General features: G+C 58.2%; 31 protein-coding genes. 19 read left to right on the forward strand and 12 right to left on the reverse strand.

Features of this window, described 5'->3' with window-relative positions; all coding sequences use genetic code 11:
* The 6 genes from C2846_RS17710 to C2846_RS17730 form a co-directional block, all read left to right on the forward strand.
* On the forward strand, positions 1–1,141 hold a 1,141-nt coding region (locus tag C2846_RS17710; RefSeq protein WP_205890274.1), incomplete at its 5' end, for a PIN domain-containing protein.
* A 79-nt stretch (positions 1,142–1,220) separates the two neighbouring features.
* Positions 1,221–1,910: a DUF4145 domain-containing protein gene (locus C2846_RS17715; protein ID WP_119702126.1), complete on the forward strand. Its 690-nt coding sequence runs from the start codon at positions 1,221–1,223 to the stop codon at positions 1,908–1,910.
* A gap of 71 nt (positions 1,911–1,981) precedes the next feature.
* On the forward strand, positions 1,982–3,082 hold the full coding sequence (locus C2846_RS18585; RefSeq protein ID WP_131038239.1) for a hypothetical protein: 1,101 nt from the start codon (positions 1,982–1,984) through the stop codon (positions 3,080–3,082).
* A 118-nt stretch (positions 3,083–3,200) separates the two neighbouring features.
* The gene (locus tag C2846_RS17720) at positions 3,201–3,416 is read left to right on the forward strand and encodes a DUF4287 domain-containing protein (RefSeq protein WP_080048307.1); all 216 of its coding nucleotides are present in this window, start codon (positions 3,201–3,203) and stop codon (positions 3,414–3,416) included.
* A gap of 17 nt (positions 3,417–3,433) precedes the next feature.
* On the forward strand, positions 3,434–3,853 hold the full coding sequence (locus C2846_RS19235) for a GFA family protein (RefSeq protein WP_080048306.1): 420 nt from the start codon (positions 3,434–3,436) through the stop codon (positions 3,851–3,853).
* A gap of 85 nt (positions 3,854–3,938) precedes the next feature.
* A complete protein-coding gene (locus C2846_RS17730; RefSeq protein ID WP_080048305.1) occupies positions 3,939–4,424 on the forward strand; it encodes a VOC family protein in 486 nt (161 codons plus the stop codon).
* A 54-nt stretch (positions 4,425–4,478) separates the two neighbouring features.
* On the opposite strand, the gene yjgA is transcribed toward C2846_RS17730, so the two are convergent.
* Positions 4,479–5,000, reverse strand: a complete 522-nt coding sequence (yjgA, locus tag C2846_RS17735) for a ribosome biogenesis factor YjgA (RefSeq protein WP_080048304.1) — start codon at positions 4,998–5,000, stop codon at positions 4,479–4,481.
* Between the two features lie 103 nt (positions 5,001–5,103).
* Between yjgA and pmbA the strand changes: the two genes are divergently transcribed.
* On the forward strand, positions 5,104–6,459 hold the full coding sequence (gene pmbA / locus C2846_RS17740; RefSeq protein ID WP_119702127.1) for a metalloprotease PmbA: 1,356 nt from the start codon (positions 5,104–5,106) through the stop codon (positions 6,457–6,459).
* A 22-nt stretch (positions 6,460–6,481) separates the two neighbouring features.
* On the opposite strand, the gene C2846_RS17745 is transcribed toward pmbA, so the two are convergent.
* From C2846_RS17745 to C2846_RS17790, 10 genes are all read right to left on the reverse strand, one after another.
* A complete protein-coding gene (locus C2846_RS17745) occupies positions 6,482–6,754 on the reverse strand; it encodes an HPr family phosphocarrier protein (protein ID WP_080048302.1) in 273 nt (90 codons plus the stop codon).
* Positions 6,755–6,756: 2 nt separating this feature from the next.
* Positions 6,757–7,614 carry an RNase adapter RapZ gene (gene rapZ / locus C2846_RS17750; RefSeq protein WP_080048301.1) on the reverse strand — a complete coding sequence of 286 codons (858 nt, stop codon included), beginning with the start codon at positions 7,612–7,614 and terminating at the stop codon, positions 6,757–6,759.
* 2 nt (positions 7,615–7,616) lie between these two features.
* Entirely contained in the window at positions 7,617–8,072 is a 456-nt protein-coding gene (gene ptsN / locus C2846_RS17755; protein WP_080048300.1) for a PTS IIA-like nitrogen regulatory protein PtsN, read from the reverse strand.
* An 18-nt stretch (positions 8,073–8,090) separates the two neighbouring features.
* Positions 8,091–8,399, reverse strand: a complete 309-nt coding sequence (hpf, locus tag C2846_RS17760) for a ribosome hibernation-promoting factor, HPF/YfiA family (protein WP_080048299.1) — start codon at positions 8,397–8,399, stop codon at positions 8,091–8,093.
* Between the two features lie 91 nt (positions 8,400–8,490).
* Complete coding sequence (locus C2846_RS17765; RefSeq protein ID WP_080048298.1) at positions 8,491–9,987, reverse strand: RNA polymerase factor sigma-54; 1,497 nt, start codon at positions 9,985–9,987, stop codon at positions 8,491–8,493.
* Between the two features lie 131 nt (positions 9,988–10,118).
* Positions 10,119–10,844, reverse strand: coding sequence for an LPS export ABC transporter ATP-binding protein (lptB, locus tag C2846_RS17770; protein ID WP_080048297.1), 726 nt, complete (start codon positions 10,842–10,844; stop codon positions 10,119–10,121).
* Positions 10,845–10,851: 7 nt separating this feature from the next.
* Positions 10,852–11,379 carry a lipopolysaccharide transport periplasmic protein LptA gene (gene lptA, locus C2846_RS17775; protein WP_080048296.1) on the reverse strand — a complete coding sequence of 176 codons (528 nt, stop codon included), beginning with the start codon at positions 11,377–11,379 and terminating at the stop codon, positions 10,852–10,854.
* The gene (gene lptC / locus C2846_RS17780; protein ID WP_080048295.1) at positions 11,366–11,947 is read right to left on the reverse strand and encodes an LPS export ABC transporter periplasmic protein LptC; all 582 of its coding nucleotides are present in this window, start codon (positions 11,945–11,947) and stop codon (positions 11,366–11,368) included. Before lptC ends, lptA begins: the two co-directional genes overlap by 14 nt.
* Complete coding sequence (locus C2846_RS17785; RefSeq protein ID WP_080048294.1) at positions 11,944–12,477, reverse strand: KdsC family phosphatase; 534 nt, start codon at positions 12,475–12,477, stop codon at positions 11,944–11,946. Before C2846_RS17785 ends, lptC begins: the two co-directional genes overlap by 4 nt.
* Positions 12,474–13,445, reverse strand: coding sequence for a KpsF/GutQ family sugar-phosphate isomerase (locus C2846_RS17790; protein WP_080048293.1), 972 nt, complete (start codon positions 13,443–13,445; stop codon positions 12,474–12,476). The genes C2846_RS17785 and C2846_RS17790 overlap by 4 nt, the downstream gene beginning before the upstream one ends.
* Positions 13,446–13,650: 205 nt before the next feature.
* On the opposite strand from C2846_RS17790, the gene C2846_RS17795 reads away from it, so the two are divergent.
* The 10 genes from C2846_RS17795 to hisC are packed head-to-tail and all read left to right on the forward strand — an operon-like array spanning position 13,651 to position 21,350.
* Entirely contained in the window at positions 13,651–14,469 is an 819-nt protein-coding gene (locus C2846_RS17795) for an ATP-binding cassette domain-containing protein (protein WP_080048292.1), read from the forward strand.
* Between the two features lie 5 nt (positions 14,470–14,474).
* Entirely contained in the window at positions 14,475–15,248 is a 774-nt protein-coding gene (gene mlaE, locus C2846_RS17800) for a lipid asymmetry maintenance ABC transporter permease subunit MlaE (protein ID WP_080048291.1), read from the forward strand.
* A gap of 19 nt (positions 15,249–15,267) precedes the next feature.
* A complete protein-coding gene (gene mlaD, locus C2846_RS17805) occupies positions 15,268–15,732 on the forward strand; it encodes an outer membrane lipid asymmetry maintenance protein MlaD (RefSeq protein ID WP_080048290.1) in 465 nt (154 codons plus the stop codon).
* Positions 15,733–15,747: 15 nt separating this feature from the next.
* Positions 15,748–16,386, forward strand: coding sequence for an MlaC/ttg2D family ABC transporter substrate-binding protein (locus C2846_RS17810; RefSeq protein WP_119702128.1), 639 nt, complete (start codon positions 15,748–15,750; stop codon positions 16,384–16,386).
* Entirely contained in the window at positions 16,383–16,685 is a 303-nt protein-coding gene (locus tag C2846_RS17815) for an STAS domain-containing protein (RefSeq protein WP_080048288.1), read from the forward strand. The genes C2846_RS17810 and C2846_RS17815 overlap by 4 nt, the downstream gene beginning before the upstream one ends.
* Positions 16,686–16,740: 55 nt before the next feature.
* The gene (locus C2846_RS17820) at positions 16,741–16,980 is read left to right on the forward strand and encodes a BolA family protein (protein WP_080048287.1); all 240 of its coding nucleotides are present in this window, start codon (positions 16,741–16,743) and stop codon (positions 16,978–16,980) included.
* A 25-nt stretch (positions 16,981–17,005) separates the two neighbouring features.
* Complete coding sequence (gene murA / locus C2846_RS17825) at positions 17,006–18,271, forward strand: UDP-N-acetylglucosamine 1-carboxyvinyltransferase (RefSeq protein ID WP_080048286.1); 1,266 nt, start codon at positions 17,006–17,008, stop codon at positions 18,269–18,271.
* A 21-nt stretch (positions 18,272–18,292) separates the two neighbouring features.
* A complete protein-coding gene (gene hisG, locus C2846_RS17830) occupies positions 18,293–18,934 on the forward strand; it encodes an ATP phosphoribosyltransferase (RefSeq protein ID WP_080048285.1) in 642 nt (213 codons plus the stop codon).
* 40 nt (positions 18,935–18,974) lie between these two features.
* Entirely contained in the window at positions 18,975–20,288 is a 1,314-nt protein-coding gene (gene hisD / locus C2846_RS17835; protein WP_080048284.1) for a histidinol dehydrogenase, read from the forward strand.
* Between the two features lie 6 nt (positions 20,289–20,294).
* Complete coding sequence (gene hisC, locus C2846_RS17840) at positions 20,295–21,350, forward strand: histidinol-phosphate transaminase (RefSeq protein WP_119702129.1); 1,056 nt, start codon at positions 20,295–20,297, stop codon at positions 21,348–21,350.
* A 91-nt stretch (positions 21,351–21,441) separates the two neighbouring features.
* Here hisC and C2846_RS17845 read toward each other — a convergent pair whose 3' ends face one another.
* On the reverse strand, positions 21,442–22,581 hold the full coding sequence (locus C2846_RS17845; protein WP_080048282.1) for a S1C family serine protease: 1,140 nt from the start codon (positions 22,579–22,581) through the stop codon (positions 21,442–21,444).
* Between the two features lie 138 nt (positions 22,582–22,719).
* Here C2846_RS17845 and C2846_RS17850 point away from each other — a divergent pair, with 138 nt between their 5' ends.
* Together C2846_RS17850 and cysD are read left to right on the forward strand one after the other, a co-directional pair.
* Positions 22,720–23,481, forward strand: a complete 762-nt coding sequence (locus C2846_RS17850; RefSeq protein ID WP_373279469.1) for a Nif3-like dinuclear metal center hexameric protein — start codon at positions 22,720–22,722, stop codon at positions 23,479–23,481.
* A 309-nt stretch (positions 23,482–23,790) separates the two neighbouring features.
* Positions 23,791–24,708: a sulfate adenylyltransferase subunit CysD gene (gene cysD, locus C2846_RS17855; RefSeq protein ID WP_080048280.1), complete on the forward strand. Its 918-nt coding sequence runs from the start codon at positions 23,791–23,793 to the stop codon at positions 24,706–24,708.
* Positions 24,709–24,723: the final 15 nt, after the last annotated feature.

Raw genomic sequence — 24,723 nt, forward strand, 5'->3', positions numbered from 1 at the left:
AGCCGCGCGTGCTGGCGGCGTTAGGCAAAAAAACGTGAGCAAAACTACGATGGGAATTGACGGGCTGAGAGCGCTAAATGTTTTTGTCGATTCATCAATATTTATTGGCAAAAACTACAATTATATGCACTCTTCGTTTGTTGCTCTTAAGGAGGCTGTTCTCGATGAGCGCGCCAATTTGCTGGTTACGGATGTAACCATAGAGGAGATAAAAGCAAACATTTACGAAGATGTTGGAAAAGCATCGCAAGCACTGAGGAAAATTAGAGCCACAGCCAAGGTGCTTCGAAATGTTCCATCGCTCAATGAGTCGGTAGTATTTGAGGATATCGAGCAAGCATCTGTCGGTGCGCAATTAGTGGAGCAACTTGAGCAGTTTCTGAAAGATGCCAAAGCAGATACTGTACCAGTAGCAGAGGCTGATACGAGATTTGTATTTGATTGCTATTTTAAGAAATCTCCCCCGTTCGGGTACGGTAAGAAGAAACGCGAATTTCCAGATGCTTTCGTCTTATCGACGTTGAGCGAGTGGGCAGAGTCTATGCAAGAAGATGTAATTGTTGTGAGTCAAGATTCAGACATGCTTGGAATAGAGGGGCAATTTCCTCGTTTGTCTGTAGTGCGTTCACTAGAGGAATTTTTAAGTAAGGTCACTTCCTACTTCGAAGAACTAGCTCCGACAGCTCAACAATTGCTAGAAGAAAACTTGGAGGAAATAGAAAGTCAGCTAGAGCAACAATTTCAGTGGCTTGGCTTCATTCTTGCCGATCAAGACGGTGAAGTAAATGAAACAAGAGTTACTGAGATTGGAGGCATTTCAGCATACCTGATCGCATTGAACCATGGTACGGACGGGCAACCAGCAGAAGCACAGTTTGAGCTAACCGCGACGATTGAGTTTGAGGCCGACGTGTCATACGACAATTTGGAAACGGCAAGTTATGACAGCGAGGATAAAGTGCTAATCCCGTGGGAAACTGTCGAGCGAACAGTTCATTGTTATGAAATAGTGCAGGCAGATTTAAGTTTGCAGTTTGATACAGTGCATCCCTACAGCGTGGAGATAGAAGAGCTTAATTTGCACACCCCAAAGGATGTCTCCGTTTATGCGGAAGAAGACGATGGATGGCCGTACAAATAAATGGCCTAACAAAAAAATCCAGCCGACGCAAAAACAACGCGGCTGACTTTGGCGTTATGCAATACAAGGAGTGATCTAAATGCAACTAGTTCCTTCTAGCTCAATAAGGGCATGGACCGCGGTAGGAGCCTCGAAAACTCCTTCAGGTATTTCTACGGTGTGCCCCCATTGCGGAGAAAGAGGTGTATTTACATTATCAAATGCGCAAGATGATATTCACCGTCTTGCAGTTGCCTCATCTGCAAAATGCCCAGGCTGTAGTAAGCTGGTGAGGTTCTGGGCGGTGAGGGCAGAAAGGTCTCCGAAGAGCGATGAAAGGAATCCTGAAGCAGTCTATATGTATCCTCCCGCGAAGAACCATTATCCTGCGTCAGAATTTCAATCCGATATACCGCAGGCTCTCCAAAATGCGTTTATCTCAACTATTGATGCTTACAATTCTAGAAACTACGCCGCGACAGCAGTATGTGCACGACGTACACTGGAAGGTATTTTTAAGTATCTTGTTCCTGAGGAAAAGAGGAACGTTTCTCTCATGCGACTCATTGAATATGTAAAGAGTGATACAGATTTGGCCGCACCACTAACCTCCTTGTCACATGCAATACGGGATGGAGGAAACTTAGGTGCCCATTTTGACATGGAGAAGGAGCCGGATCAGGTATTGGCCAAGCATATGGTGGAACTTCTCGACTACTTAATTTCTTACTTGTATGTTCTTCCGAAAGAGATAAAAAACCTTGAAGAAAGCTTGGGGAAGAATGCATAACAAAAATATCAAAGCGACGCTCCTTCCGGCGTGCGTTTTATATTGGCGTTACACATCAACGGATATATCGAATGACCTCAAATAGATTCTGTGTTTTTTGTGGAAACCCACCAGAAAAAAAGAATCGAGAGCACATACTTCCTCAGTGGCTGATTGAGTTAACTGGAGACCCCAAAAGAGTTGTAAATTTTGGTACAAATTTTAGAGACGGTCGAACTATTAGATTTGATTGGTTAAATTTCTGTGTTCCAGCGTGTGAGAGCTGCAATACGGAATACTCAAATCTGGAAGGTAGAGCAAAATCCTATGTTCTGACGTTGCTTGATAGAGGCGCTCTAACAAGTAATGAATACATAGATTTTATGGATTGGATGGATAAAGTTCGTGTAGGACTTTGGATTGCATATCATTTTATTCAAGGTAACCCCACCAATATTCAGCCCAGCTTTCATATCAAGTCGAGGATAAGTCAAAAAGATCGAATGATTGCTATCTATCCGATCGAGGGTGACGGGGTTGGTTTAAATGCCTTTGGAACAGAATCACTAGTATTTCATAGTCAGCCATCTTGTATGGGGTTGAGAATAAATAATATCTTGATCATTAATATGTCCAGTGATTTCCTTTTTTCCGCACGTTGTGGTTTTCCGTTTCCCAAAAGCCGTTTTACTAGGCTTGATGGAGAAAACCCTTACATGATGCATACTAGTGATTTTTCGATAGCTAGAAAAATTAAGCACCCGCTTATAAGAAAACCAATAATTAAACCTTCCATACATCTTTATCAACCGATTATGGGTAGGTCCTTGGATAAGAGATTTCAATCAGATTTCATGGGTGATTACAATAGCTTTGATTCATATTTGGCTAAACATACACTTCCGCCTTACCCTTCGGGTAAGGGCATATTGTACTTTCAGCATTTGGATCGAGTCGAACCAATATATGATATTAATGAGCCGATAGAGTTTCAGACTTGCACAGGCATACATTCAAAACCAATGTATAGTCTTGTGAGACAGGTCTATGAATTTCAAAATTATATCTACAAAAAAGAAAAATATTTAGCAGAAGATCGCGAGCTAGTTCTGAATCATGCAAAGAGAACGAAGTTACTCTTAAAGTGGAATGATAAGGTTGTTGCACATTACTCAGGCATGAAAAATGTGTAACAAAGCCATCAATTTGACCGCCTTACGCTGCGCTTCAGGCGGCAAGTTATGGCGACGTTAACTACCAGCTTTCCGCCCCTGCCGCTATGCTTCCTACACCAAAACCTGAGGACTCAATATGACAGCCGAAACGAAAGTCAAAGGGCCTGCCTCTTACTTTCCATCTATTGAGAAGGCCTATGGAAAGCCCGTTGCTCACTGGTTTGCCATTCTTGACTCTGTGAAAGAGCGTAAACATATGGAGCAAGTGGCTTTTCTTAAATCGGAGCACAGCATTGGTCATGGTCACGCCAATGCGCTTGTTGCATACCATCGTGCGCAGCAAAAGGCATAGCAGGGAGTTAATGATCCATGAAGGGTGTGTGCCTCTGCGGTGAGGTGGCTTTTGAGATTGAAGGGGATCTGCCTAATCTCTATCAATGTCATTGTTCTCTGTGTCGTCAGGCCACTGGGTCGACAGCCAATGCCGCTACGTTTGTGCGGCAAGAGTGCTTCCGGTGGGTTGCCGGCGAATCCAGGATCAGTTCATTTCAAAAACCAACCGGCTACCGCAGTGATTTTTGTTCGGTCTGTGGCAGCCCTGTGCCCAACGTGCTGCGTGATACAGGCTGGATCTGGGTGCCTGCCGGTCTGCTAAGCGGAGAGATTGCGTCACGGGTTGCTGTTCACCTGCATCTGTCTTCTGCTGCTTCATGGGAGCAGGAGGCAAAGGGTTGTGTGCGGCTGGCGGGCGGGCCCGATAGTTTGGAAGCCCTCAAGGCGTTGTTGTAGCTCATTTCTTTGCCGGGCATGTCGATTTGCTCTTTCTCCGTGCGACTACCAGGTGTGATACCCAGAGCCGAACAGGAGCAAAGACATGAAAACACCAGCCAAGACCACCATCTGCCTTTGGTACGACGGCGATGCCGAAGAGGCCGCGCGCTTCTACGCGGATACCTTCCCTGACTCATCCGTCGGTGCAGTTCTCTACGCACCGGGAGATTATCCGGCGGGTAAGAAGGGGGATGTGCTGACCGTTGATTTCACCGTGATGGGTATCCCGTGTCTGGGGCTTAACGGTGGTCCCGAGTTCACGCACAGTGAGGCGTTCTCGTTTCAGGTCGCAACCACGGACCAGGAGGAGACGGACCGTTATTGGAATGCGATTGTTGGAAACGGTGGCCAGGAAAGCGAATGTGGTTGGTGTAAGGATAAGTGGGGGTTGTCTTGGCAGATAACGCCGGTTGTCCTGACCCAGGCGCTCATGCACCCCGATCCCGCTACGGCCAAGCGTGTTTTCGAGGCGATGATGCAAATGCGCAAGATCGACATTGCTGCGATCGAGGCGGCGCTGCGTGGATGAAGCGCTCTTCGTTGCCCAGTTCCCGAATAAACGAGTTATTCGGGACGGCTGTGCTTACTCTTCAACCAGCGTTCTGATCAGCTTGAAGACCTTGCGGGCGGCGGCTGGTGGTTTGTTTTCCTTGGCTTCCTTGGCTGCCTGACGGGTCAGTTGGCGTAGAGTCTGGCGCTCGCTGGCTGCCTGGGGATAGCTGCTGATGAAGGCTTCCAGTTCGTCCGGGTTGCCGCTGAGGATGCGGTCGCGCCAGCGTTCGAGCTGGTGGAAGTGCTGGGCGTGGGCCTGGCTGCTGCTGTCCAGACGGTCGACAAAGGCCTGGATCGCTTCGATATCCTGGTCACGCATCAGCTTGCCGACAAAGCTCATGTGGCGCTTGAGCGCGCCACGGGCGGTGTGCCTGTGGGCTTCGGCCAGTGCCAGGCGCAGTTTGTCGGTCAGTTCGAGCTTGGCCAGCTGTTCCGGCTTGAGCTCGAGCAGGCGTTGGCCCAGGTCGCGCAGGGCTTGCAGTTCGCGCTTGACCTGGCTCTTGCTGACGCCTTCGTCCTCATCAAACTGCTGTTCATCGTGAAACTCGGTCATCGTGATACCGTTGGTATTGAATCAGCCAATATGATACCCGGTTGCGGGACGGCTGTCCGGCTCTGGATGGGGTAGACTAGGGGCCTGATTATCAGGAGGTGACATGACTGCCAATCCCGCCGTACAACACGACGATCCCCAAGGCTTGCGCCTGCATCTGGAGCAGCGCGTGGCCTTTATTCTCGACGAGGCCCGCCGCCAGGGCGCATCGGCCTGTGAGGTGGCGGTCAGCCAGAATACCGGGCTGTCGGTTGGCGTGCGTCAGGGCGAGGTGGAAACGGTCGAGTTCAATCGTGATCAGGGCTTTGGTATCACCCTTTATCTGGACCAGCGCAAGGGCTCGGCCAGCACTTCGGATACCTCCGATGAGGCGATTCGTTCAGCAGTGGAAGCGGCGCTGGCGATTGCCCGGCATGCTTCGCAAGACCCCTATGCCGGGCTTGGTGATCCTGAGCTGATGGCCAGGGATCTGCCGGATCTGGACCTTTACCACCCCTGGCAGCTGAGCGCTGAACAGGCCATTGAGCGGGCGCTGGCCTGCGAGGCGGCTGGGTTGGCGCTGGATACCCGGCTGGTCAGCGACGGGGCTCACGTCAGCAGTCAGCAGGGTTGCCGGGTGTACGGCAATAGCCATGGGTTTATTGGCAGTTCGCTTGGTACCCGCCACAGTGTTTCGGCGGTAATGATCAGCAACAGCGATGAGGGTATGCAGCGCGACTACTGGTATGGCGTTGATCGCCAGGCTGAGCTGTTGCCTGCGGCCGATGCTCTGGGGCGCAAGGCGGCCGAACGGGCGTTGGCGCGGATCGGGGCGCGCTCGATCAAGACCGCCAAGGTGCCGGTGCTGTTTGTGGCCGATCAGGCCGCCGGTCTGCTGAGCAGCCTGATGGGGGCGATTGCCGGTGGTGCGGTGTATCGCCAGTCGACCTTTCTGCTTGATGCCCTCGGCAAGCCGCTGTTCCCTGCCTGGGTGACGGTCGATGAACGCCCGCATCTGCTGCGGGCATTGGGTAGTGCGGCTTTCGATGGCGAGGGGCTGGCCACTCGGGAGCAGGCCTTCGTCGAGGATGGGGCACTCAAGAGCTGGATGCTCAGCAGCTATTCCGGACGCAAGCTCGGTCTGCCCAGTACGGCCAATGCCGGCGGGGTTCACAATCTGCACATTACCAGCAATGCCGGCGATCTGAATGCGCTGCTGGCGGAAATGGGCACGGGGCTGCTGGTGACGGAATTGATGGGGCAGGGTGTCAACGGGGTGACCGGTGACTACTCACGGGGTGCTGGTGGGTTCTGGGTCGAAAATGGCCAGATCGTGCATCCGGTCAAGGAGGTCACCATTGCCGGTAATCTGCGCGATATGTTCCGTCAATTGCGCTGTGTTGGCAGCGATGTGGAGCGGCGCGGCAACTATCTGACCGGGAGCTGGTTGGTGGATGGGATGACGGTGGGCGGCGCGTAGGCCCCGGCTTCAGTGCCTGAATCTATTCACCCTCGCCAAAATAATCATTGATCAGGGCCAGCAGTTCTTCCATAGCCTGCTCGGCCTGTTCTCCTTCGCAGGTGATGCTGACTTCGCTGCCTTTGCTGGCGGCGAGCATCATCACTTGCATGATGCTTTTGCCATCGACCTGGCTTTGTTCATTCTGACCGATTTTTACCTGGCAGCCGTAGCGGCTGGCGACGCCGACGAATTTGGCGGCTGCGCGGGCGTGCAGGCCAAGTTTGTTGATGATTTGAACGCGGGTAGTCGGCATGGTCAGGGCAGGTCGCGATGACGAAGGATCAGGTTGTTGGTGCTGGTGTCGCCCAGTTCCCGGGCCAGACGTTCGGCCAGGTAGACCGAGCGGTGGTGGCCGCCGGTGCAGCCGATAGCGATGGTCATGTAGCTGCGCTCGCCGGCGGCATAGCGCGGCAGCCATTTTTGCAGGAACTGGAAGATGTCCTGGTACATTTCCTGAACATCCGGTTGGGCCTCAAGGAACTCGCAGACCGGCTGGTCCTTGCCCGAATAGGGCCGCAGGTCAGGATTCCAGTATGGGTTGGGCAGGCAGCGCACGTCAAAAACCAGGTCGGCATCGACCGGCACGCCGCGTTTGAAACCAAATGACTGAATCAGGATCGAGGGCTGCTTGGCATCGCTGCCGAGCAGCCGCTGCTTGAGCTGTTCGCGCAGCTGATAGAGGGTCAGGTGGCTGGTGTCGATCTTGAGATCGGCCAGGTCGATGATCGGCTCAAGCAGGCGTAGTTCTTCGGCGATGGCCTCGGCTAGCGAGTGGCTGCTGTCGGTCAGAGGGTGTTTGCGCCGGGTCTCGGAGAAGCGCTTGATCAGCACTTCGTCGGTGGCGGCAAGAAACAGAATATCGCAGCGAATGCCGGCGTCACGGACCTGCTTGAGCAACTCGGGGAAGCGCCGCAGGTCGCTGGGCAGGTTGCGTGCATCGATGCTGATTGCCACCTTGGGCAGGTTCAGCTCGGTGTTGTTGGCTTCCTTGGCCAGCTCTGGCAGCAGGCCGGCTGGCAAGTTGTCGATGCAGTAGTAGCCGTTGTCTTCCAGCAGGTGTAGGGCGGTACTCTTGCCTGAGCCGGAACGGCCACTGACCACAACCAGACGCATGTTTAGCTCCCGTCGCTGCCGACCATTGTCTGGTACAGGCTGCTGGCGTCCGGAGCCTTGCGCAGTGCTTCGCGCAGCTCGGCCTGGTCAAGCTTTTCGGCCAGCATCTTGAGAATCTGCAGGTGTTGCTCGGTGGCTTCCTGGGGGACCAGCAATACGAAAATCAGGTCTACCGGTTCGCCGTCCAGAGCGTCGTAATCGATCTTGCTTTCCAGTTGCAGCAAGGCGCCAACGGCCTGTTCGCAGCCGGTGAGCCGACAGTGGGGAATGGCGATGCCGTGGCCGAAGCCGGTCGAACCCAGCTTTTCCCGGGCAATCAGGTTTTCGTAGATAGTGTCGGCGTCGAGGTCGGTGTGCTGGGCAATCAGCTTGCCGATCAGCTCCAGCACACGTTTCTTCGAGCCCCCTTGCACACCGGAGAAGGTGCGCTCGGGGGTCAGTATGTGGGTTATTTGCATGACTCTGTTGGGCCGGGATTAACGGTCGTTGGCGCCTTGTTGGCGATCCAGGTGTTTTTCCTTGTGCTTGATCAGCTGCCGGTCGAGCTTGTCGGTAAGCAAATCAATCGCTGCATACATATCCGTGTGCTCGGCGTTGGCGACCACTTCGCCCCCGGCGATGTGCAGGGTGGCTTCGACCTTCTGGCGCAGCTTCTCGACTTCCAGGGTCACCTGAACATTGGTGATCCTGTCGAAGTGCCGCTCAAGGCGGGCCATTTTTTCGTTGATATAGTCGCGCAGGGATTCGGTGACGTCGAGTTGATGACCGCTAATGTTTAGTTGCATACGGCTTCTCCTGGTTGGCTGTTGTTACCGGGTACCGGTGTTGGTACCCATGTTGCCACTTGTTACTACCGAATTCATTGATCTGTATGGGTTAAACCAAACGCTTTCGTTCGCTCGACGGGGCGATGTTCAATGACTCGCGATACTTTGCGATGGTCCGTCGGGCTACGTGGATCCCCTGTTCTTCAAGTAAACCAGCGATCTTGCTGTCGCTCAATGGTTTCTTCGGGTTTTCCGCTGCAACCAGCTTTTTGATCAGTGCCCGGATAGCGGTGGAGGAGAACTCGCCGCCCTCGCTGGTACTGACGTGGCTGGAGAAAAAGTACTTCAGCTCGAAGATTCCGCGCGGGGTATGCATGTATTTCTGGGTGGTGACCCGCGAGATGGTCGATTCATGCATGCCTACCGCTTCGGCGATGTCGTGCAGGACCAGAGGCTTCATGGCTTCTTCGCCGTGCTCGAGGAACCCGCGCTGATGCTCGACGATCTGGCTGGCAACCTTCATCAGGGTTTCGTTGCGGCTCTGCAGGCTCTTGATGAACCAGCGGGCTTCCTGCAGGTGGTTGCGCAGGTAGGTGTTGTCTTCGCTGCTGTCGGCCCGGCGTACCATCGAGGCGTAGTGGCCGTTGACCCGGACCTTGGGCACGGCATCCTGGTTCAGTTCGACGATCCAGCGCTGGTTGTCGCGCCGCACGATCACGTCGGGGATCACGTATTCCGGCTCGCCAGAGGCGATCTCTGCGCCTGGGCGCGGGTTCAGGGTCTGGATCAGGGCGATGACCACCCGCAACTGGTCTTCCTTGAGCCGGGTACGGCGCATCAATTGGGCAAAGTCGCGGTTGCCGAGCAGTTCCAGGTGATCCTTGACCACCTTCATCGCCTGTTCGAGCAGCGGGGTGTCGCTTGGCAACTGGCGCAGTTGCAGCAGCAGACATTCGCTCAGGTCGCGGGCGGCAATGCCGACCGGTTCGAACTGCTGAATGCGGTGCAGGACCATTTCGACCTCGTCCAGTTCGATCTCCAGTTCCGGATCGAAGGAGGCCAGAATCTCTTCAAGGGTTTCTTCAAGATAGCCGTCGGCGTTGATCGCATCGATCAGGGCCGTGGCGATCATGCGGTCGGTATCGGACATCGGCAGCAGGTTGAGCTGCCATTCCAGGTGACTCTGCAGGGTTTCGCCGGTACCGGTGCGCGAGGTGTAGTCCCAGTCTTCGTCATCGTTGCTGGGCAGTGAGCTGGCCGAAGTCTGATAGACATCTTCCCATTGGGTATCGACCGGCAGCTCGTTGGGGATCTGTTCGTTCCAGTTGCCTTCGTCGTCGCTGTGCGGGCTGATGGAGTCAAGCTCGACTGGCTCGGGCAGAGTGACTGCCGGTGCGTCGTCGCTGTCGAGGCCGTTTTCCTGGCTGGCGCTGGGATAGTCGTCATCGCCGTCGTCGGCCATTTCCAGCAGCGGATTGGCCTCCATGGCCTCTTGAACCTCTTGTTGAAGATCGAGGCTGGATAGCTGGAGTAGTCGAATGGCCTGCTGCAGCTGAGGGGTCATGGTCAGCTGCTGCCCCATCTTGAGGACGAGCGTGGGTTTCATTGTTTGGCGAAATACCTTATGCGCTGAGTCTAACCATTCCGAGGCCAGGCCCACCCTCCCTGTCGGCCTGTGCGGCGGGTGTTAACCAATAAACCGTACAGGCCTCTAGCATGCCTGAAATGTGTGTGCTTTTACAGGCGGAAGGTGTGCCCAAGATAGACATCTTTGACCAACTGGTTGGACAGCACAGCTTCAGCGTCACCTTCAGCGATGATATGGCCGTCGTTGACAATATAGGCCTTGTCGCAGATGTCGAGAGTTTCGCGCACATTGTGGTCGGTGATCAGCACGCCAATCCCCTTGTCACGCAAATGCTGGATGATCTGTTTGATGTCGTTGACCGAAATCGGATCGACCCCGGCGAAGGGTTCGTCAAGCAGTACGAACTTGGGTTCGCTGGCCAGGGCCCGGGCGATTTCGGCGCGGCGGCGCTCGCCGCCGGACAGGCTCATGCCCTTGGTGTCGGCCAGGTGGTGAATGTGGAACTCGCGCAGCAGGGCGTCGAGTTTGCCCAGCCGGCCCTTGCGGTTCAGGTCCTTGCGGGTTTCCAGAATCGCCATGATGTTGTCGGCTACCGACAGCTTGCGGAAGATCGAGGCTTCCTGGGGCAGATAGCCGATCCCCTGGCGGGCGCGGCCGTGCATTGGCAGGGCGGTGATGTCCTTGCCGTCGATCAGGATATGCCCTTCGTCGGCCTTTACCAGTCCGACGATCATGTAGAAGCTGGTGGTCTTGCCGGCGCCATTGGGGCCCAGCAGGCCGACGATCTCGCCGCTGTTGATGGTGACCGAGATATCCCGGACCACCTTGCGGGCCTTGTAGGCCTTGGCCAGGTGGCGCGCCTCTAGGGTTGTCATGGCTGGCTTACTCGCTGCGTCTGCGCGGCTGAATGATGATTTCGATGCGTTCGTCGCCACTGGCGCTGGGGCCGCTGGCGCCCGGTGCCCGGCCGGCATCGACTACCTGGCGCTGAATGTCATAAGTGACGTATTCGCCGCGGAAGGTGTTGCTGTCCTGTTCGAGGAAGGCCTGCTCGATCAGGATGATCCGTTCGACATCGGCGTGATATTCGATGGTCAGACCGCGGGCGTTGATCGGCGTCTGGCCTTCGCGGGGGGTCTGCCGGTAAGTGGCCGGGCTGCCGACCGAGACGATTTTGCTGACCTCGCCATTGGCATCGGTATTGAGCGTCACCCGGTTGCCGGTCAGGCGCATGGTGCCTTGGGTGACAATCACGTTGCCGGTGTAGACCGCAGTGTTGTTGCGATCATCCAGGGTGGCGCTGTTGGCCTGGATGCGAATCGGTTGTTCGCTGTCGCTCGGCAGTGCCAGCGCAGGCAGCGAAGGGGTAAGCAGTAGTGCAGTGAGCAGCAGAGGGTTAGCGCACCTCATGTTGGCCTCGTACATTGGACAGCAGCGTTACGCGGCCGTCGTTGAAGTATAGCTGCATGCCGGTGGCGGTAGTGACGCCGCGGGCAGCCTCGATTTTAACGTCCTGGTCGGTTTCCGCGTAATCACGGGGCGGAAACACGGTCAATGCCTCTGTGCTCAGCTTGCGCCGCGGCTGGCCGGGCAGGCGCTGCTCGATCTGCACATCGCCGACCAGTTCAACCCGGTCGGCGTTATCGTAGGTATAGGCCTTGCGGGAAATGGTTTCCCACGGTTGTGCCTCGCCTTCACGATAGAACAGCAGGCGCGGGGCGCTCAGTTCGGTACTGTCGTTGCTGGCCAGGTGGCGGGCCTGTTCGCTTTCCAGGCGGTAGCGCGGTCGGCCTTCTTCATTGCGCTGCAGAATGCGCGGATTTTCCATGAAGAAATCCGGCTGGGCCGGGTCAGTGACCAGCGGTGCCGGAGTGTAACGCGACAGGCCGATGTTCCAATAGCCCACAGCCAATGCCACCACGGTAGCCAGGATGGCCAGCGCGCCGGTTAGCAGGTAGCGGGGCAGTTGCAATTTCACAGGTAGGCGGCCCTTGCACTGTCCAGGGTGCCCTGGGCGTGCATGATCAGTTCACAGAATTCCCGGGCGGCACCAGCGCCACCACAAGCTTGGGTGATGCCGTGGGCCTGCTCGCGAACGAAGCTGTCGGCAGTGGCTACCGCCATGCCAAGGCCGACCCGGCGGATCACCGGCAAGTCTGGCAGGTCATCGCCGAGAAAGGCTATCTGAGACAGTTCGACCGGTACCTGCTGGCGCAGTTCCGCCAGTGCGTTGAGCTTGTCTTCGCGGCCCTGGATCAGGTGGCGAATGCCAAGGTTGGCGGCGCGTCGCTCAACCAGTGGCGACTGGCGGCCGCTGATGATTGCAACCTCGACGCCGGAGGCGATCAGCATCTTGATACCGTGGCCGTCGAGGGTGTTGAACGACTTGAACTCGGTGCCGTCGGGCATGAAGAACAGCCGGCCATCGGTCAGGACGCCATCGACATCGAAAATCGCCAGGCGGATCTGCTGGGCCCGTTCAAGCAGTTGTGAGTGACTCAGGTTCATACTACCCCCGCGCGCAGCAGATCGTGCATGTTCAGCGCGCCAACCGGGCGGCCTTCGGTGTCGACCACGAACAGTCCGCTGATCTTGGCGTCTTCCATTACTTTCAGAGCTTCGGCAGCGAGAATGCCCTTGCGCACGGTCTTGCTGCGCGGGGTCATGACCTGGGCAATGCTGGCGCTGCGCAGGTCGACATCATGGTCCAGGGTGCGGCGCAGATCGCCGTCAGTGAAGATCCCGGCCAGTTTGCCTTCGGCGTCGACGATCCCGGTCAGGCCCAGGCCTTTGCGGGTCATTTCCAGCAGGGCATCGCGCAGCGGTGTGTCGGGGCTGACCAGCGGCATGCGCTCGCCGGCATGCATGATGTCGTCAACCAGCAGCAACAGGCGCCGGCCCAGGCTACCGCCCGGATGCGAGAAGGCGAAGTCTTCGGCGCTGAAGCCGCGCGCCTCAAGCAGGGCGATGGCCAGGGCGTCGCCCATGACCAGTGCGGTAGTAGTGCTGGAGGTCGGGGCCAGGTTGAGCGGGCAGGCTTCCTGCTCGACGCCGGTGTTGAGGTTGGCCACCGCGGCTTCGGCCAGGGTCGACTCGGGGTTGCCGGTCAGGCTGATCAGTGGTGCGCCCAGGCGCTTGATCAAGGGCAGCAGGGTGACGACCTCGGCGGTATTGCCGGAGTTGGACAGGGCGATCACCACATCTTCGCTGGTGATCATGCCCATGTCGCCATGGCTGGCTTCACCGGGGTGGACGAAAAATGCCGGCGATCCGGTGCTGGCCAGGGTGGCGGCGAGTTTGCGGCCGATATGGCCGGATTTGCCCATGCCGGTTACCACGATCCGGCCGGTACAGGCCAGAAGGGTCTCGCAGGCTCGAATAAAGGTGTCGTCCAGGCGCGCCAGCAGGCTGTCGACCGCATCGCGTTCGAGGCTGATGGTGCGCCGGGCGGAGGCAATGTAATCAAAATCGGACATGAACTCGCCATCGGTATTCAGGTTAGCGCGCCAGTATAGCGGTTTGTGAGCGACAACTCACCAGCTCTGGCGCTATGACCCTGCCCGCCACGGCGGGCATAATCGGTAAGCGGATGTTGCGCGGCTTGGGCCGGGCGGGGGGAGCTGGTATATTACCGCGTTCATTTTAGCCGACATCCGTCCAGACTTAAGGCTGAGTCCCTCTATGACCGAGTTTTCGGATTACATCGTCGAGCTGCAAGACGTCACGTTCAGGCGCGGCGACCGGATCATCTTTGATCGGGTCAATATCCGTATCCCGCGTGGCAAGGTAACGGCCATCATGGGCCCGTCCGGTTGCGGCAAGACCACTTTTTTGCGTCTGATCGGCGCGCAGTTACGCCCGGATGGCGGCAAAATCCTGGTCAATGGTCAGAATATTCCCGAGTTGGGGCGCGATGCCCTGTTCCGGGCCCGTGAGCACATGGGCATGCTGTTCCAGAGTGGCGCATTGTTTACTGATCTGTCGGTGTTCGAGAACGTCGCCTTCCCGTTGCGGGTGCATACCGATCTGCCTGAAGACATGATCCGTGACATCGTGCTGCTGAAGTTGCAGGCGGTGGGGTTGCGCGGTGCCATTGGCCTGATGCCCGATGAGTTGTCCGGGGGCATGAAGCGGCGGGTGGCACTGGCCCGGGCGATTGCCCTGGACCCGCAGTTGATGATGTACGACGAGCCATTCGTCGGCCAGGACCCGATCTCCATGGGCGTGCTGGTGCGTCTGATCCGGTTGCTCAACGACGCGCTGGGACTGACCAGCATTGTGGTTTCCCACGACCTGACCGAAACCGCCAGCATCGCTGACTACATCTATGTGGTTGGCGATACCCAGGTGCTGGGTCACGGGCGCCCGGACGAACTGATGAATTCGGACAATCCACGCATTCGCCAGTTCATGAAGGGTGAGCCGGATGGTCCGGTGCCGTTCCACTTCCCGGCGAGCCGTTATATGGATGACCTGCTCAAAGGAGATCGCAAGGCGTGAAGACTATGATCGATCGGGTGGCCCTGATCGGCCGTTCAGGTCTGGATGTACTGGCTGCGACGGGCCGTTCCGGGGTGTTTCTGTTTAACGCGCTGGTCGGCCGCTCGCGTTTTGGCAACGGCTTCCAGTTGCTGGTCAAGCAGCTTTATGCCGTGGGTGTGCTGTCGCTGGCGATCATCGTGGTGTCTGGCCTGTTCATCGGCATGGTGCTGGCCCTGCAGGGCTACAACATCCTCAAGGACTACGGTTCCGAACAGGCCGTCGGCCAGATGGTTGCATTGACGCTGCTGCGTGAGCTGGGGCCGGTAGTGACCGCCTTGCTGTTCGCCGGTCGTGCCGGTTCTGCGCTGACCGCTGAGATCGGCCTGATGAAGGCTACCGAGCAGTTGTCGAGCATGGAAATGATCGGCGTTGACCCGCTCAAATACGTGATTGCGCCGCGTCTGTGGGCCGGTTTTATTTCCATGCCATTGCTGGCGCTGATTTTCTGCGTCGTCGGCATTTGGGGCGGCGCCATGGTCGCCGTGGACTGGCTCGGAGTCTACTCCGGCTCCTATTGGGCAAACATGCAGAACTCGGTGCAGTTTACTCATGATGTGCTCAACGGTCTGACCAAGGCCGTGGTGTTCGCCTTCGTAGTGACCTGGATTGCGGTATTCCAGGGTTATGACTGCGAGCCGACTTCCGAGGGTATCAGCCGGGCGACCACCCGTACCGTAGTTTATGCCTCGTTGGCCGTACTCGGCCTTGATTTCATTCTTACAGCTTTGATGTTCTGATCAGCCAAGGAAACCGATCATGCGTACCCGTACTCTGGAATTGACCGTTGGCCTGTTCATCCTGATCGGCGTATTGGCCTTGCTGGTGCTGGCCCTGCGTGTCAGTGGTCTGACCGTGAACGCCACCGGGGACACCTACAAGGTGCATGCCCACTTCGACAACATCTCCGGCCTGACCACTCGGGCCCGAGTCACCATGGCCGGGGTTACCATCGGTCAGGTTACCGCCATCGAGTTCGACAAGGACCGCTACACCGGCCGGGTGGAGATGGCTATTCGTGGCGATATCGACACCCTGCCAGCCGACAGCTCCGCCTCAATCCTTACCGCCGGGCTGCTGGGCGAGAAATATATCGGCATCAGCGTGGGTGGCGAAGACGACTTCCTGGTCGACGGCAGCGAGATCTACGATACCCAGTCCGCCATGGTGCTGGAGGAACTGATTGGCCGTTTCCTGTTCAATACGGTCAGTAACGACGACTAAAAACTGGAGTAACCGATGCGAGCCCTACTCACCACTTTCTTTGCTCTGCTGTGCAGCCTGCCGGTGCTGGCTCAGGCTAGTGCTACGCCGTATCAGATCGTTGAGGACTCCTCCAAGCGGGTGCTTGAGGTGCTGGACGCCAATCGTGAGCTGTACAAGCAGGATTCCGAGGCCTTTTTGAACGGCCTGAACGAAATTCTTGAGCCGGTCATCGATTACCAGGGCATTGCCCGCAGCGTGATGACCGTGCGTTTCAGCCGCAACGCGACCGACGAGCAGATCGAGCGCTTCGTTGACACCTTCAAGCGCAGCCTGGTGCAGTTCTACGGCAACGCTCTGCTGGAGTTCAACAGTGGCGAAATCAAGGTGTTGCCGCCGACCGCGCGTGATCAGCAGCGTCCGGACCGGACCAACGTGACCATGGAAATCCACACTGCCAGCGGCAACGTTTATCAGGTCAACTACACCATGGCCCTGGTCGACGGCAAATGGATGATGCGCAATGTGATCGTTGAAGGCATCAACATCGGCCTGCTGTTCCGTGATCAGTTCGCCCAGGCCATGCAGGCCAACCGCAACAATCTCGACGCAGTGATCGACGGTTGGGGCGGCGTGATCGCCGAAACCCTTGAAAACAATGGGGCCGCCGAGTGAAAGCCAAGCTGATTGAGAGCCGCGCCCAGCCCGGTCGCTGGGTGGTCGAAGGCAATCTTGACTTCGACACCGCCAAGGACCTGCGTGAGCAAATCATCGCCGCCATGCGCCATGTCCAGCAGAGCGTGGTGCTGGACCTGTCCCAGGTCGAGCGTGCCAACAGTGTCGGCCTGTCACTGCTGCTGGTAGCGGCGCGGGCTCTGAAAGAGCGCTCGGTCGAACTCAAGGTTGAAGGCATGCCCGCTGGTCTGCGCAGCATGGCTGAGGTCTATGGGTTGGATGAATGGCTGGACGCCTGAGGCGCGCCAGTCGACAATCGAAGTTTTGCGGTCATGCCGCAGTGGAGAGATGTAAATGCAGGCCAGTGAAGTCAAGCAGCTTATCGAGTCCAGCCTGGCCGACGCCCAGGTCGAAGTGGAGGGCGAAGGCTGCAATTTTCAGCTCAACGTGATCAGTGACAGCCTTGCGGCGCTGTCGCCGGTCAAACGCCAGCAACAGATTTACGCATTGCTCAACGACCAGATCCAGAGCGGTGCAATCCATGCGGTGACCATGAAGTTCTTTACCCGCCAAGCCTGGGCCAGCCGCGCCTGAGCGGCGCCTAACCAAGAGATACCGTATGGACAAACTGATCATCACCGGCGGCAACCGACTGGACGGTGAAATTCGCATTTCCGGAGCCAAGAACTCGGCCCTGCCGATCCTGGCCGCAACCCTGTTGGCTGACGGCCCGGTAACCATCTGCAATCTGCCGCATCTGCACGATATCACCACCATGATCGAGCTGTTCGGGCGCATGGGTGTGCAGCCGGTGGTCGATGAGCGGCTGAACGTCGAGGTAGACCCACGCAGCATCAGCAGCCTGGTAGCGCCCTATGAACTGGTCAAGACCATGCGCGCCTCGATTCTGGTACTGGGCCCGATGGTTGCCCATTTCGGCTATGCCGAAGTTGCGCTGCCTGGTGGCTGTGCCATCGGGACCCGGCCGGTAGACCTGCACATTCGGGGGCTCGAAGCCATGGGCGCGCAGATCGAGGTTGACGGCGGCTATATCAAGGCTCGCGCACCGGAAGGCGGGCTGCGCGGCGGGCATATCTTCTTTGACACCGTGACCGTAACCGGTACCGAGAACATTCTCATGGCCGCGACCCTGGCCAAGGGCCGTACCGTGATCGAAAACGCCGCGCGCGAGCCGGAAGTGGTCGATCTGGCCCACTGCCTGATCGCCATGGGCGCCAACATCAAGGGCCATGGCACCGACACCATCGTGGTGGAAGGGGTTGAGCGTCTGGGTGCTGCCCGTCACAGCGTGATGCCTGACCGGATCGAGACCGGCACCTATCTGGTGGCTGCGGCTGCGACCCGGGGCCGGGTCAAGCTCAAGGATACCGACGAGTCGATTCTTGAAGCGGTACTGCTCAAACTGGAAGAAGCCGGTGCCCAGATCGATACCGGCAAAAACTGGATCAGCCTGGACATGAAGGGTAACCGGCCCAAGGCGATCAACCTGCGCACCGCACCCTATCCGGCCTTTCCGACCGACATGCAGGCCCAGTTCGTGGCCATGAATGCAGTGGCCGAGGGGACCGGTACGGTGATCGAAACCGTGTTCGAGAACCGCTTCATGCACTGCCAGGAAATGAACCGCATGGGCGCCCATATTCTGGTCGAGGGCAACACCTCGATCATTACCGGGGTCGAGCGGCTCAAGGGCGCACCGGTCATGGCTACCGACCTGCGCGCCTCGGCCAGTCTGGTCATTGCCGGTCTGGTCGCCGAAGGTGACACCCTGGTCGACCGCATTTACCACATCGATCGTGGTTACGAGTGCATCGAAGAGAAATTGCAGTCACTGGGCGCGATCATCCGCCGGGTGCCGGCCTGAGACTGTTCTGAGAGAGCCCGCATGAGCCAGACACTGACCATCGCCCTGTCCAAAGGGCGCATCCTCGACGACACCCTGCCACTGCTCAAGCAGGCCGGGATCGAGCCGGTCGAGGACCTGGAGAAAAGCCGCAAGCTGATCTTCACCACCAGCGACCCGAACGTGCGCCTGCTGATCGTGCGCGCCACCGACGTGCCGACCTATGTCGAGCACGGCGCCGCCGATCTGGGTGTGGCCGGCAAGGACGTGCTGCTGGAGTACGGCAGCCAGGGCCTGTACGAGCCGCTGGATCTGAAAATCGCCAACTGCAAGCTGATGACCGCAGGGCCGGTCAATACGCCAGAGCCCAAGGGCCGGCTGCGGGTGGCGACCAAGTTCGTCAATGTCGCCAAGCGCTATTACGCCGAACAGGGCCGCCAGGTTGAAGTGATCAAGCTGTACGGTTCGATGGAGCTGGCGCCGCTGGTTGGCCTGGCCGACAAGATCATTGACGTGGTCGACACCGGCAACACGCTCAAGGCCAACGGCCTGGAGCCGCAGGAACTGATCGCTACCATCAGTTCGCGCTTGATCGTCAACAAGGCTTCGATGAAGATGAAGCATGCCCGGATCACCGCTCTGATTGAGCAACTGGGGCAGGCTGTCGAACAGCGTGCCGGCTGACCGGTCACCCGAATTATTCCCAACGCAAAGGTAATCACCCATGAGCAGCGCACCGTTGAAAATCGCCCGTCTGAACGCCAATCAGGCCGATTTCAACCATCATCTGGATGCGCTGCTGGCCTGGGAAGGGGTGTCGGACAAGGCGGTCAACGAGCGGGTCGAGGAAATCATCGCCGCCGTGCGCCAGCGCGGTGATGCCGCAGTGGTCGAATACACTGCCCGGTTCGATGCTTTGGACGCAAGCAGCATGGCCGATCTGACTCTGGACCGGGCCCGGCTGGAGCTGGCGCTGGAACGCATTTCCCCCGAACAGCGTCAGGCCCTGGAAGTGGCCGCCGAGCGGGTGCGCAGCTATCACGAACACCAGCGTCAGGACTCCTGGCGCTACACCGAAGCTGACGGCACCGTGCTTGGCCAGAAAATCACCCCGCTGGACCGGGTTGGTCTGTATGTGCCGGGTGGCAAGGCCTCGTATCCGTCCTCGGTACTGATGAACGCGATTCCGGCCAAGGTTGCCGGGGTGCCGGAAGTGGTCATGGTGGTCCCGACCCCGCGTGGCGAGATCAATGAACTGGTACTGGCTGCCGCCTGTCTGGCCGGGGTTGACCGGGTATTCAGCATTGGCGGCGCCCAGGCTGTGGCAGCGCTGGCCTATGGCACCGAGAGTGTTCCGCAGGTGGACAAGATCGTCGGCCCCGGCAATATCTACGTGGCTACCGCCAAGCGTGCGGTGTTCGGCCAGGTTGGTATCGACATGATCGCCGGACCCTCGGAAATCCTGGTGGTTTGCGATGGTCAGACCGACCCGGACTGGATCGCCATGGATCTGTTCTCCCAGGCCGAACACGACGAGGACGCCCAGTCGATCCTGCTGTCACCGGATGCCGCCTTCCTTGATGCGGTGGAAGCCAGCCTGAACAAACTGCTCGGCAGTCTGGAGCGGGCCGACATGGTGCGCATTTCTCTGGAAACCCGTGGTGCCCTGATCAAGGTCGAGAGCCTGGATCAAGCCTGCGAAATTGCCAACCGTATTGCTGCCGAGCACCTGGAATTGTCGGTTGCCGATCCCGAAGCGCTGCTGCCGAAAATTCGCCATGCCGGCGCCATTTTCATGGGCCGCCACACTCCGGAAGCGCTGGGCGACTACTGTGCCGGACCCAACCACGTCTTGCCGACCTCCGGCACGGCGCGGTTTTCCTCGCCGCTGGGGGTTTACGACTTCCAGAAGCGTTCGTCGATCATCTTCTGCTCGCCCGATGGCGCCTCGGAACTGGGCAAGACTGCCTCGGTACTGGCCCGTGGCGAAAGCCTGACCGCGCACGCACGCAGCGCCGAATATCGGATCAAGGGGTAATAACGCATGAGTCGTTTCTGGAGTCCTTTCGTCAAGGATCTGGTGCCCTATGTGCCGGGTGAGCAGCCCAAGGTCGAGAACCTGGTCAAGCTCAATACCAATGAGAACCCCTACGGGCCTTCGCCCAAGGTGATTGAGGCGATTCGGGCCGAGCTTAATGACAGCCTGCGGCTGTATCCGGCGCCGAATGCCGATGCCTTGAAGGCGACCATTGCTGATTACTATGGCGTCGACACCACCCAGGTGTTTGTTGGCAACGGCTCAGACGAAGTGCTGGCACATATCTTTCACGGGCTGTTCCAGCATGGCCGGCCACTGCTGTTCCCGGACATTACCTACAGCTTCTATCCGGTTTATTGCGGTTTGTACGGCATTGAGCCCAAGCCGCTGGCGCTGGCCGAGGACTTCAGTCTGCGGGTCGAGGATTACCGTCAGCCCAATGGCGGGATCATCTTCCCCAACCCCAATGCGCCCACTGGGGTGTTGCTGGGGCTGGAGCAGATCGAGCAGATCGTTCAGGCCAATCCGGACTCGGTGGTGGTGGTTGATGAGGCCTATGTCGATTTCGGTGGTGAGACGGCAATCAGCCTGGTCGAGCGCTATGACAACCTGCTGGTAACTCAGACCCTGTCTAAATCGCGCTCACTGGCTGGGTTGCGGGTTGGGCTGGCGGTTGGTCATCCGGACCTGATCGAGGCGCTGGAGCGGATCAAGAACAGCTTCAACTCCTACCCGTTGGATCGTCTGGCGATTGTCGGAGCGGTCGCCGCATTCGAGGATCATGACTGGTTCGACCATACCCGCAAGGCGGTGATCGCCAGCCGCGACAAGCTGACGGCTGAATTGCAGGGCATGGGGTTTGAGGTGCTGCCGTCGGCGGCCAACTTCGTCTTTACCCGTCATCCGCAACATGATGCAGCGCTGCTGGCCCATGGTCTGCGTGAGCATCGGGTGATCGTGCGGCACTTCAAGCTACCGCGGATCGAACAGTTCCTGCGCATCACCATCGGCAACGAAGCGCAAAACAAGGCACTGGTAGCCGCACTCAAACTGTTGCTCTGATGGTCTGAGGCCCGCCCTGGAGTTGTCGCGCGCTTGCGCGAGACAAGGCTGTTCAGCGACTCCGGGGCTTCATTATGGCGGCTCTGGTTCCCTAGCTACGGAAGCTCGGGCGCATGCCCACCTCGGCCTCAAAGTGCATCGGCTCGCCGTTACGTAGTACATCCAGCGCGACCTTGTCGCCGGGGCGCGCCCGGGCGACCTGGTTCATGGCCTGACGGCCGCTGCTGGCCGGCTTGCCGTCGATCTTCAGGATCACATCGCCCGGCTGCAGTCCCGACTGCCAGGCCGGGCCGTTGCGGTACAGGCCAGAAACCACGATCCCTTCACTGATATCCAGCCCGAACGACTCGGCCAGCTCGCTGGTCAGCGGCTGTACCTCGACCCCCAGCCAGCCACGTACCACGCGGCCCTGGCCGATGATGGCCTGCATGACCTCGACCGCCAGCTTGGCCGGAATCGCAAAACCGATACCCTGCGAGCCGCCAGACTGGGAGAAGATCGCGGTATTGATGCCGATCAGGTGGCCATTGGCATCGACCAGCGCGCCGCCGGAATTGCCCTGGTTGATCGCCGCGTCGGTCTGGATAAAGTCTTCATAGGTATTGAGACCAAGCTGATTACGCCCGGTGGCACTGATAATGCCCATGGTTACCGTCTGGCCCAGACCGAACGGGTTGCCGATAGCCATGACCACATCGCCGATATGTTGCTGTTCATTGGGGCTGATGGTCACGGTTGGCAGGTTGGGCAGATCGATCTTGAGTACCGCCAGGTCAGTCTCCGGGTCGGTGCCGATCAGGGTGGCCAGGGCCTCGCGGCCATCCTGCAGGGCGACCAGAATTTCGTCGGCACCAGCGATTACATGATTGTTGGTCAGCAGGTAGCCGTCGCGGCTGAGAATTACCGCCGAGCCCAGACTCGACTGGCGCCGTGAGGGCGCCGGCATGCTTTCGGAATAGTCGCGCAGGGTCGGGTTGATGAAAGCTTGGCTGTTGCTGCCTTGGTTGACCTGCTTGCTGGTGTAGATATTGGCCACGGCCGGCGCAGCGCGTTGAACGGCACTGCTGTAAGAGGCCGGGCCATTGCTGTTATTGCGGGCCTCATAGGTCAGTTGCGGGACGCTGTCGCGGCCAGACAGGCCAATCCATTGCGGATACTGTTGGATGATCAGCAAGGCCAGGAGCAGGCCGCAGAGTGCGGGCCAGCCCAGTGTACGCAAAAGATCTTTCATCGATCCGGTCCCGATGGTCATGGCCGACGTGTACGGCTAGTGCATGTCATTATAAGGATTATGACGCCATTCTGCAGGCGCTGACGGTTGAATCCGTGACATTCTGCCGGGACAATGAGCTTTTATCCGCGGAGAGGCGTGATGGTTGACCGTAACACTCTGGTGAACTACTGCAATAGCCTGTTGGACAGTGGTTTGTTTCAAGATTATTGTCCCAACGGTTTGCAGGTCGAAGGGCGTGAGCAGATCCAGCGTATTGTTACCGGGGTCACGGCCAGCCAGGCCCTGGTGGATGCCGCGATTGCCGCCGATGCCGATCTGTTGCTGGTGCATCATGGCTACTTCTGGAAGGGTGAAGCCAGCCCGGTGACCGGCATCAAGCAGCGCCGGCTCAAGGCTCTGCTCAGCCATGACCTAAACCTGATGGCCTATCACCTGCCGCTGGATGTGCACGCCGAGCTGGGCAACAACGTGCAGTTGGCCAGGCTGATGGGCTGGAGTATTACTGGCGGGCTGGAGCCGGGTAATCCGCGCTCGGTCGGGCTGGAAGGCGAGTTGCCGGAGCCGCTGAGCGGCGCACAGCTGGCCGCTCGGCTGCATGAACAGCTGGGCCGCGAACCGCTGCATGTCGCCGGCAATGACCGCCCGATCAAGCGCATCGCCTGGTGCACTGGTGCAGCCCAAGGTTACATCGACAAGGCCATCGCTCTGGGTGTGGATGCCTTTGTCACTGGTGAAGTCTCTGAACCGACCGTTCATGCCGCCCGTGAAAACGCCATTCACTTCTTCGCCGCCGGCCACCACGCCACTGAGCGCTATGGGGTCAAGGCGCTGGGTGAACATCTGGCGCAGCATTTTGGTCTCGAGCACCGGTTTATCGACATAGACAACCCGGTCTAACCCCCTCCAGTCCCGCCCTCACTTGGGGGAGTGCGCTTGGATTGCTTCGCCGCTACGCAACTCGCAATGACGGTGATGCGTGTGGAGTGGAGGGCTTGGGGCGTGAGCCTTACCTCGTCATTGCGAGGGCCGCAGGCCCGTGGCAATCCAGGTTTGGGGCAGAAGGTTAGAGCGGGCTGTGTATTTTCGCATATATGCATATAGCCCAAGGTTCTTGCGCGACTCCTTATTATAAGCAATCCGCTTTGTTACAATGCCCCGATAATTTCCCGGGATGCCCGGCGTCCCCTTTTTGTCCGTGAGTACGCCATGCTGGAAAAACTGACCCATCTCAAGCAATTGGAAGCCGAAAGCATCCACATCATTCGTGAAGTGGCGGCCGAATTCCAGAACCCGGTCATGCTTTATTCGATCGGCAAGGACTCCGCCGTAATGCTGCATTTGGCGCGCAAGGCCTTTTATCCGGGCCGCCTGCCGTTCCCGGTACTGCACGTCGATACTGGCTGGAAATTCCAGGCCATGTACGAATTCCGCGAGAAGATGGTCAAGGAAATGGACCTCGACCTGCTGGTGCACCAGAACCCCGAAGGCGTGGCGCAGGGTATCAACCCCTTCACCCACGGCAGCGCGGTGCATACCGACGTGATGAAGACCCAGGGCCTGAAGCAGGCGCTGGACAAGTACGGCTTCGATGCCGCCTTCGGTGGTGCGCGCCGCGACGAGGAGAAGTCCCGGGCCAAGGAGCGAGTCTACTCGTTCCGTGACAAACACCACCGCTGGGACCCGAAGAACCAGCGCCCCGAGCTGTGGAACATCTACAACGGCAAGGTGCACAAGGGCGAGAGCATCCGCGTGTTCCCGCTGTCGAACTGGACCGAGCTGGACATCTGGCAATACATCTATCTGGAAAGCATCCCGATCGTGCCGCTGTACTACGCCGCCGAGCGTGAAGTGGTCGAACTCAATGGTGCGCTGGTGATGATCGATGATGAGCGCATCCTGCAGCACCTGAGCCCCGAGCAGAAAGCCGGCATCCAGAAAAAGATGGTGCGTTTCCGCACCCTGGGCTGCTACCCGCTGACCGGTGCGGTTGAGTCGAGCGCCGACACTCTGCCGGAGATCATCCAGGAAATGCTGCTGGCCAAGACCTCCGAGCGCCAGGGGCGCGTCATCGACCACGATTCGGCCGGGTCGATGGAAGAAAAGAAACGTCAAGGCTACTTCTAAGCGCGGCACGCTGTC

The sequence above is a fragment of the Pseudomonas jilinensis genome (assembly GCF_003586265.1).
GTDB lineage: Bacteria > Pseudomonadota > Gammaproteobacteria > Pseudomonadales > Pseudomonadaceae > Halopseudomonas > Halopseudomonas phragmitis.

What these genes read in the sequence shown, in the direction of transcription:
- C2846_RS17720 (WP_080048307.1), top strand. Translation starts at nt 3,201, where the DNA reads ATGACAGCCGAAACGAAAGTCAAAGGGCCTGCCTCTTACTTTCCATCT.
- mlaD (WP_080048290.1), top strand. Translation starts at nt 15,268, where the DNA reads ATGCGTACCCGTACTCTGGAATTGACCGTTGGCCTGTTCATCCTGATC.
- hisG (WP_080048285.1), top strand. Translation starts at nt 18,293, where the DNA reads ATGAGCCAGACACTGACCATCGCCCTGTCCAAAGGGCGCATCCTCGAC.
- C2846_RS17795 (WP_080048292.1), top strand. Translation starts at nt 13,651, where the DNA reads ATGACCGAGTTTTCGGATTACATCGTCGAGCTGCAAGACGTCACGTTC.
- C2846_RS17810 (WP_119702128.1), top strand. Translation starts at nt 15,748, where the DNA reads ATGCGAGCCCTACTCACCACTTTCTTTGCTCTGCTGTGCAGCCTGCCG.
- yjgA (WP_080048304.1), bottom strand. Translation starts at nt 5,000, where the DNA reads ATGACCGAGTTTCACGATGAACAGCAGTTTGATGAGGACGAAGGCGTC.
- pmbA (WP_119702127.1), top strand. Translation starts at nt 5,104, where the DNA reads ATGACTGCCAATCCCGCCGTACAACACGACGATCCCCAAGGCTTGCGC.
- C2846_RS17790 (WP_080048293.1), bottom strand. Translation starts at nt 13,445, where the DNA reads ATGTCCGATTTTGATTACATTGCCTCCGCCCGGCGCACCATCAGCCTC.
- C2846_RS17730 (WP_080048305.1), top strand. Translation starts at nt 3,939, where the DNA reads ATGAAAACACCAGCCAAGACCACCATCTGCCTTTGGTACGACGGCGAT.
- C2846_RS17715 (WP_119702126.1), top strand. Translation starts at nt 1,221, where the DNA reads ATGCAACTAGTTCCTTCTAGCTCAATAAGGGCATGGACCGCGGTAGGA.
- C2846_RS18585 (WP_131038239.1), top strand. Translation starts at nt 1,982, where the DNA reads ATGACCTCAAATAGATTCTGTGTTTTTTGTGGAAACCCACCAGAAAAA.
- C2846_RS19235 (WP_080048306.1), top strand. Translation starts at nt 3,434, where the DNA reads ATGAAGGGTGTGTGCCTCTGCGGTGAGGTGGCTTTTGAGATTGAAGGG.
- hisC (WP_119702129.1), top strand. Translation starts at nt 20,295, where the DNA reads ATGAGTCGTTTCTGGAGTCCTTTCGTCAAGGATCTGGTGCCCTATGTG.
- mlaE (WP_080048291.1), top strand. Translation starts at nt 14,475, where the DNA reads ATGATCGATCGGGTGGCCCTGATCGGCCGTTCAGGTCTGGATGTACTG.
- C2846_RS17845 (WP_080048282.1), bottom strand. Translation starts at nt 22,581, where the DNA reads ATGAAAGATCTTTTGCGTACACTGGGCTGGCCCGCACTCTGCGGCCTG.
- C2846_RS17765 (WP_080048298.1), bottom strand. Translation starts at nt 9,987, where the DNA reads ATGAAACCCACGCTCGTCCTCAAGATGGGGCAGCAGCTGACCATGACC.
- ptsN (WP_080048300.1), bottom strand. Translation starts at nt 8,072, where the DNA reads ATGCAAATAACCCACATACTGACCCCCGAGCGCACCTTCTCCGGTGTG.
- C2846_RS17745 (WP_080048302.1), bottom strand. Translation starts at nt 6,754, where the DNA reads ATGCCGACTACCCGCGTTCAAATCATCAACAAACTTGGCCTGCACGCC.
- C2846_RS17785 (WP_080048294.1), bottom strand. Translation starts at nt 12,477, where the DNA reads ATGAACCTGAGTCACTCACAACTGCTTGAACGGGCCCAGCAGATCCGC.
- C2846_RS17820 (WP_080048287.1), top strand. Translation starts at nt 16,741, where the DNA reads ATGCAGGCCAGTGAAGTCAAGCAGCTTATCGAGTCCAGCCTGGCCGAC.
- hpf (WP_080048299.1), bottom strand. Translation starts at nt 8,399, where the DNA reads ATGCAACTAAACATTAGCGGTCATCAACTCGACGTCACCGAATCCCTG.
- lptA (WP_080048296.1), bottom strand. Translation starts at nt 11,379, where the DNA reads ATGAGGTGCGCTAACCCTCTGCTGCTCACTGCACTACTGCTTACCCCT.
- lptB (WP_080048297.1), bottom strand. Translation starts at nt 10,844, where the DNA reads ATGACAACCCTAGAGGCGCGCCACCTGGCCAAGGCCTACAAGGCCCGC.
- hisD (WP_080048284.1), top strand. Translation starts at nt 18,975, where the DNA reads ATGAGCAGCGCACCGTTGAAAATCGCCCGTCTGAACGCCAATCAGGCC.
- cysD (WP_080048280.1), top strand. Translation starts at nt 23,791, where the DNA reads ATGCTGGAAAAACTGACCCATCTCAAGCAATTGGAAGCCGAAAGCATC.
- rapZ (WP_080048301.1), bottom strand. Translation starts at nt 7,614, where the DNA reads ATGCGTCTGGTTGTGGTCAGTGGCCGTTCCGGCTCAGGCAAGAGTACC.
- murA (WP_080048286.1), top strand. Translation starts at nt 17,006, where the DNA reads ATGGACAAACTGATCATCACCGGCGGCAACCGACTGGACGGTGAAATT.